The sequence below is a fragment of the Frankia tisae genome, assembly GCF_025403405.1.
Lineage (GTDB): Bacteria > Actinomycetota > Actinomycetes > Frankiales > Frankiaceae > Frankia > Frankia tisai.
Genome location: NZ_JANEZT010000452.1, coordinates 1 through 4,645 on the forward strand (window position 1 = coordinate 1; position 4,645 = coordinate 4,645).

General features: G+C 73.0%; 5 protein-coding genes. 3 read left to right on the forward strand and 2 right to left on the reverse strand.

What is annotated here, in order from left to right; all coding sequences use genetic code 11:
* Positions 1–71: 71 nt before the first annotated feature.
* On the reverse strand, positions 72–1,133 hold the full coding sequence (locus NBZ85_RS27835) for a polyprenyl synthetase family protein (protein ID WP_261556311.1): 1,062 nt from the start codon (positions 1,131–1,133) through the stop codon (positions 72–74).
* Between the two features lie 47 nt (positions 1,134–1,180).
* Between NBZ85_RS27835 and NBZ85_RS27840 the strand changes: the two genes are divergently transcribed.
* Positions 1,181–1,852, forward strand: a complete 672-nt coding sequence (locus NBZ85_RS27840) for a DUF4097 family beta strand repeat-containing protein (protein WP_264762379.1) — start codon at positions 1,181–1,183, stop codon at positions 1,850–1,852.
* Between the two features lie 90 nt (positions 1,853–1,942).
* On the forward strand, positions 1,943–2,839 hold the full coding sequence (metF, locus tag NBZ85_RS27845; protein WP_261556313.1) for a methylenetetrahydrofolate reductase [NAD(P)H]: 897 nt from the start codon (positions 1,943–1,945) through the stop codon (positions 2,837–2,839).
* A gap of 58 nt (positions 2,840–2,897) precedes the next feature.
* On the opposite strand, the gene NBZ85_RS27850 is transcribed toward metF, so the two are convergent.
* On the reverse strand, positions 2,898–3,146 hold the full coding sequence (locus tag NBZ85_RS27850; RefSeq protein ID WP_163553248.1) for a hypothetical protein: 249 nt from the start codon (positions 3,144–3,146) through the stop codon (positions 2,898–2,900).
* A 132-nt stretch (positions 3,147–3,278) separates the two neighbouring features.
* On the opposite strand from NBZ85_RS27850, the gene NBZ85_RS27855 reads away from it, so the two are divergent.
* Positions 3,279–3,977: a CDP-alcohol phosphatidyltransferase family protein gene (locus NBZ85_RS27855; protein WP_261556314.1), complete on the forward strand. Its 699-nt coding sequence runs from the start codon at positions 3,279–3,281 to the stop codon at positions 3,975–3,977.
* Positions 3,978–4,645 lie beyond the last annotated feature (668 nt).

The window sequence follows — 4,645 nt, forward strand, 5'->3', positions numbered from 1 at the left end:
GGCCCTCCACCGTGCGCATCCGGCGCCCGCCCCCTCTCCCCGCTCTGGTTGATCTGTCCGGTCGTACGCGTTCACTGTGCCCGTGCCGTCGCCGCGGTCGCGAGTTCCACCAGCGCGTCACGGGTGGCGTCGTCGAGATCGGAGCGTTCCAGCACGGCCAGGGCCTGCGCGGTGTGCGCGGAGATCAGGTGCTCGGCCGCGGCCGGCGCGCCGCTGGCCGCGATCAGCGCGCGCGCCTCCTCGACCGCTGCGGGCCGGTGCGGCGAACCGACGAGGTCGCGCAGCCGGGCCGCCGCCGTCGGCCGCGCCTCGCGTAAGGCCAGCGCCAGCAGCCCGTTGGGCCGCCCGTCGCGCAGGTCGTCCCCTGCCGGCTTGCCGGTCACCGCCGGGTCGCCGAACACCCCGAGGATGTCGTCGCGCAGCTGGAACGCCTCCCCGAGCGGTCGGCCGAACGCCGCGTACGTCTCCAGCAGGCCCGGGCGGGTCCCGGCGAGCAGGGCGCCGAGCTGCAACGGTCGGATCACCGTGTAGCCCGCGGTCTTGTACCGGGCGATCCGCGCGACCCGCGCCGGGTCGAGGCCGCCGGTCCGTCCGCAGGGCCCCACCTGGCTGGCGAGGTCGAGGTATTGACCGGCCACGAGCTCGCCGCGCATCCGCGCGTACGTCGGCCAGGCCCGCGCCAGCGCCCCGGGAGTCAGCCCGCTGGCCATCAGCAGATCGTCCGCCCAGGTCAGGAACAGGTCGCCGAGCAGGATCGCCGCCGAGCGGCCGAAGGTGTCCGAATCGCCGCCGAGGCGGGCCTCGCGGTGCATGCGGGCCAGGCGACGGTGCGCGCTCGGCTCGCCGCGACGCAGCTCCGAGCCGTCCATCACGTCGTCGTGCACCAGCGCACAGGCGTGTAGCACCTCCAGGGATGCGGCGGCCGTCACGATCTCGTCGCAGTCCGGCCCGCCGGCGCCCCGCCAGCCCCAGTAGCAGAACGTGGGCCGCACCCGCTTGCCCCCGCCGAGCAGCACGTCCTCGGCGACCCGGAGGAACGGCGCGAGATCGGCATCGATGTCGCGCAGCGTCGCCCCGCGGGCGTCGGCGAACCGGCGCAGCACGGCGGAGACCCGCGGGCGGACATCGGTCATCGGCGACCGGGGTACCGTGCGGTGTGCCCGTGTTCGACACCGCCATCATGGTGATCGCCGTCGTGCTGCTGACCGCCGCGGTGGGCGGCCTTTCTCTGTTGCGGATGCCACCCGCCGAGCTGGTTCACACCGTCGACGGTATCGACGCCGTCGAGGTCATGGTGGCCGCGGGCCGGGTCGAGGTCGCCGAACAGGACCGCTCCGACGTGCGCGTCGATCTCACGGTGCGGCGCCGGCCCGGCCGGTCGACCCCCGCGGTGACCACCACCGCCGGCGGCGTGCTGTGCATCGACGGGCGGCGCAGCGACGTGCGGGTCAGGCTGGCCGTGCCACCCGGCACCCGGGTGCGGGCCGAGGTGCTCACCGGCGAGATCACCCTGTGGGGTGTGCGTGGGGAGCTGTCGCTGATCACCCGCGACGGCACGATCGCCGGCCGCGAGCTCGGCGCCGGCCCGGTCGCCGCCCGCAGCCTCGGCGGGGACGTCAACCTGCACTTCAGTCAGCTGCCGGACGCCGTCCATGCGCAGACCGAGTCGGGACTTCTGACGGTCATGCTCCCCGACGCCGCGTATGCGGTCGAGGTCGAGACGGGCGACCCGAGCACGGCCGACGTGGCGTTGACGCCGACGCCGGGCGCCACCCGGCGGGTGGTGGCCCGCACCGTCGCCGGCCGGGTGCGCATCGGCCACACCGCCCCGCTGGGGCCGCTGCCCATCTGATCCGCCCGTTGCCGTCGCGGAGTGGTCACGGGTGTTTCCACCGCGGGGGTATGTCCCCTGGCGTGGTCCGCGCCGGTCTAGGCTCGCTGCATGACGGCGGTCCGAGGTCTGAGCGCGAAACCGGCGACGATGGGTGAGTTCCTCGCCTCCGGGCGCCCCTCGTTCTCCTTCGAGTTCTTCCCGCCCCGCACGCCCGAGGGCGAGCGCCACCTGTGGACCGCCCTGCGCCGGATCGAGGCATTGCGCCCCTCCTTCGTGTCGGTGACCTACGGCGCGGGCGGCTCGACCCGCGAGGGCACGATCCGGGTGACCGAGCGGATCGCCACCGAAACCACCCTCACCCCGATCGCCCACCTCACCGCGGTCAACCACTCGGTGGCCGAGCTGCGGCAGGTGATCGGCAACTACGCGGGCGCGGGGGTGCGCAACGTGGTGGCGCTGCGCGGCGACCCGCCCGGGGACCCGCAGGGCACCTGGACGGCCCACCCGCAGGGGTTGGGCCACGCCGACGAGCTCGTGCGGCTGGTGAAGTCGGTGGGGGACTTCTGCGTCGGGGTGGCGGCCTTCCCGGACAAGCACCCCCGCTCGCCCGACTTCGACACCGACGCCCGGTACCTGGTGCGCAAGTTCGACGCCGGGGCCGACTACGCCATCACCCAGTTCTTCTTCGGTGCCGACGACTACTTCCGGCTGGTCGACCGGGTCCGCGCGCTGGGCTGCGACAAGCCGATCATTCCCGGGATCATGCCGGTGACGAACGTGGCGCAGATCGTCCGGATGGCGCAGCTGTCCGGCGCCGACTTCCCACCCGCGCTGGCCGCCCGGCTGCAGGCGGTCGCGGACGACCCGGCGGCGGTGCGCGCGGTCGGCCTCGAGGTGGCGACGGAGCTGTCCCGCCGCCTGCTCGACGGCGGGGCGCCAGGCCTGCACTTCATCACCCTCAACCGATCCAGCGTCACGCGGGAGATCTTCGAGGCGATCCGGTAGGACGGACGTCGGGACCGCCCGCGTTCCCGCAGCTGCCGCCGGGCGACGCCGGACCGCTCTAGTCGAGATCGTCGAAGGCGTCGAACACGCACAGCAGCCATTCCTCGCGGAAGGTCTGCTCGCGCACCAGCTCGAACCCGGCCTCGTTGGCCGTGTCGATCACCGCGGCCACGAGGCCGAGGTCGAGGGTGTTGAAGACCGGGGTGATACGCACCGCCAGAATCACCTGGTGGCGGTGCGGCGCGAAGACCTCCTGCGGATCGAGGTCCTCGAGGCTCTCCACCACTCCGCTTGCCTGTTCGGTCACGTCACTCCCGCTCGTCTGGGGTCGGCCCCGCCGCGGCGGGGCCGACCTGATCCTCGCCCATCCGCTCCCACCGGCCGGGCGCGGTGACCGCGGCACGCGGTGGAGGACCACGCGACTCTATGCCCGGGCACGATGGACGGTGTGCGCACCCCGGTACCCGATCGCGACACCTACCTCGCGCGCTGGTCGGCCCTGCACGGCGGCTACGACCCGCTGGGCGGGCTGTGGTTGGTGCGCGCCTGGTTGACGCTCGTCCACCGGGTCGCGAGCCCGCTGGCGGCCCACCGGGTACCGCCGTCGGCGGTGACGGCGGCGGGCGTCGCCGTCACGGCGCTCGCGCTGCCGGCCGCCGCTGCCGGGGGCCACTGGCCGCTGCTGGCGGTGCTGATGATGCTTCTCGGGGGTGTGGCCGACAGCCTCGACGGGGCCGTGGCCGTACTGACCGACCGGGCGAGCGCCTGGGGTTACCTGCTGGACTCGGTCGCCGACCGTTGTGGCGACCTGCTGTACCTGGTCGCCCTGTGGTACGCCGGCGCGCCGGGCGGTCTGCTCGTCGCCGCGGGGTGCGCGCTGGGGCTGCTGGAGTACACCCGGGCGCGGGGCGGTAACGCCGGGTTCGGGCAGATCGGCGTGGTGACAGTCGGCGAGCGGCCGACCCGGCTCATCGTCGCCGCCTTCGGGCTGGCGGGTGCCGGCATCGTCCCCGGCCTGGCCGGCTTCGCCGGGACCGTGGCAGCGGGGGCGACGTTCGCGGTCTGCGCGGTCGGCCTCGGCCAGCTCCTGACGACGCTGCACGCCGCGCTGTCGAACGAGCCCCCGCCCCGCAACTAGCCGCGAGTTTCCTGATTCAACTCCGAGGCGCGAGGTCCGGGGGGCAAGGCGGTTGCGTCGGCAACTGCTGGAGGTTGATGACGGTTGCGGGCAGGCGAACCGCTCACAGCCTCCTGTATCTGCTGACCGTCAGGTGGCCGGGATTGGCACAGACCGACTTTCGTATCTTTGCGTGATCGGTTGGGTGCGAGAAGAGGTCGAGGGTCGGGTTGTATCCGGGAGATCTACTCTGTATGCAGACAGTTTTGATTGTCGCGCGGCCAGCGGGGGTCGGAGGATCTGAACGGTCGTGGTTGACCGCTGGTTGACCCTTCGTCTCTACCGGTGGTGGCCGCCGCGCCGCGCGCGGTCGACCAGGGCCGGACCGCCGCAGGCGAAAGCGCGGAGAAGTCGCGAAGACGATCCGCATTCGCGGAAACTCTGCGGATTTCTCTCCCGATCTGCGGATTCGTCGCTACGATCTGGCCATCCGTACAGTCGCCGATCAGCCGCGGGTCGCGGCTGATCCTCCGGCGAACTTCCGCACCCACGAAAGATTCGGGGAAATGGTGTCCTACCTCGCCCGCAGAATGTCCCGTCCGCGTGTCGTCGCGATCGTTCTGGCCTTGGCCGCGATCCTTGTCGTCAGCCTGCTGCCGACCTGGCGGGCCGAGGCCGCCACCCCGGCC